Origin of the sequence: Shigella sp. FC1967 (assembly GCF_001743005.1) — a bacterium.
GTDB lineage: Bacteria > Pseudomonadota > Gammaproteobacteria > Enterobacterales > Enterobacteriaceae > Proteus.
The window spans coordinates 1-1,912 of record NZ_MIIZ01000919.1 but is presented as its reverse complement, the minus strand read 5'-3'; the positions used below and the strand labels follow the sequence as shown (position 1 = coordinate 1,912).

Below are 1,912 nucleotides of genomic sequence, written 5' to 3'. Positions count from 1 at the left end.
TACTCATTTTTAGATTTAGACAATATTTAATTGTGATGTAATTCTATTTATGATGAATAATAAAGGCTCATAATAAGTATGGGTATAAATATGAAAGCTTAAATAATAGCATTGGCAATAAAATAGGGTTGCTAACTGTATTTTTCAAAAAAATCAACAGATTTCATTCTGTTATAAATTCCATAAGCTCGCTTTAGCTCTCATATTTATTATTCTGTTTATGGCATGATATTGGCATCCGAGTTATTTACTAGAAAATGATCCGGAATTAATCAATTATTCTGTGTACTTAAGGAGATTGAAATGGCAGCCACTCGCATTGAAAAAGACTCAATGGGGCAAATCGAAGTACCCGCTGACCAGTTATGGGGAGCTCAAACGCAGCGTTCTCTTGAACACTTCCGTATTTCAGTTGAAAAAATGCCTGTTGCACTTATCCACGCGCTTGCTATCACGAAGAAAGCCGCCGCGGGTGTTAACATGGATTTAGGTTTATTACCCAAAGAACGCGCTGATGCAATTATCGCCGCTGCAGATGAAGTGCTGGCAGGTAAACATCCAACTGAATTCCCATTAGCAATCTGGCAGACCGGTTCTGGCACTCAATCAAATATGAATATGAATGAAGTGTTAGCGAACCGTGGTAGTGAGATACTCGGTGGTATTCGTGGCATGGAACGCAAAATCCATCCGAACGACGATGTTAACAAAAGTCAGAGTTCAAATGATGTGTTCCCAACGGCCATGCATGTTGCTGCTGTTATTGCATTACGTCAGGATTTACTGCCAGAATTAAAATCATTATTGAAAGTATTCAAAGAGAAAGCAGAAGCTTTCCATGACATCGTTAAAATTGGTCGTACTCACCTGCAAGATGCGACACCGCTGACGTTAGGCCAAGAGATCTCTGGTTGGGCGGCTATGCTTGAGCACAACATCAAACATATCGATGATTCAATTCCTCATGTTTGTGAATTAGCGCTAGGGGGGACAGCTGTTGGGACAGGGCTAAATACCCATCCAGAGTATGCTGTTCGTGTTGCTAAACGTATCGCTGAATTATCAGGTCAGCCTTTTGTAACGGCGCCTAATAAATTTGAAGCATTAGCAACTTGTGATGCATTAGTCCATTCACATGGTGCCTTAAAAGGGTTGGCCGCATCATTAATGAAGATCGCTAACGACGTGCGTTGGTTAGCATCTGGTCCTCGTTGTGGTATTGGCGAAATCGCTATCCCAGAAAACGAACCAGGTAGTTCCATCATGCCAGGTAAAGTTAACCCAACACAATGTGAAGCATTAACAATGTTATGTGCTCAAGTTATGGGTAATGACGTTGCTATTAATATTGGTGGTGCATCAGGTAACTTTGAACTGAACGTTTATCGTCCAATGATCATTGATAACTTCTTACAATCAGTCCGCTTACTGGCTGATGGTATGCGTAGTTTCAATGAGCACTGTGCAATTGGTATTGAGCCAAATCGTGAACGTATCAATAAACTACTGCATGAATCATTAATGCTAGTGACGGCGCTAAATACTCATATCGGTTACGATAAAGCAGCTGAAATTGCGAAGAAAGCGCATAAAGAAGGCTTAACACTGAAAGAATCTGCACTGAAACTGAACTACCTGACATCGGAAGAATTCGATAGCTGGGTACGTCCAGAAGATATGGTTGGTAGCATGAAAAAATAAGTGTTAAATACACTTATTTCGCCAATATTAAATCCCGCTTAATGGCGGGATTTTTAGATCTTATAGGAAAAATAATGACTGAAGAAATTACGTTTACTGCGACAGAAGTCAATTGCTATGTTGAAGATGATGTCACCATTATCGGAATAGGGGATGATGCTGTTTCTCCTGAGCATTTCATTATTCTTTCAAGATTTGATGAAGAAGATGA

At 39.9% G+C, this 1,912-nt stretch carries 1 protein-coding gene; it reads left to right on the top strand.

Features of this window, described 5'->3' with window-relative positions; all coding sequences use genetic code 11:
- The first annotated feature begins 303 nt into the window (after positions 1–303).
- On the top strand, positions 304–1,701 hold the full coding sequence (fumC, locus tag BHE89_RS15885) for a class II fumarate hydratase (protein ID WP_069369210.1): 1,398 nt from the start codon (positions 304–306) through the stop codon (positions 1,699–1,701).
- Positions 1,702–1,912: the final 211 nt, after the last annotated feature.

What these genes read in the sequence shown, in the direction of transcription:
- fumC (WP_069369210.1), top strand. Translation starts at nt 304, where the DNA reads ATGGCAGCCACTCGCATTGAAAAAGACTCAATGGGGCAAATCGAAGTA.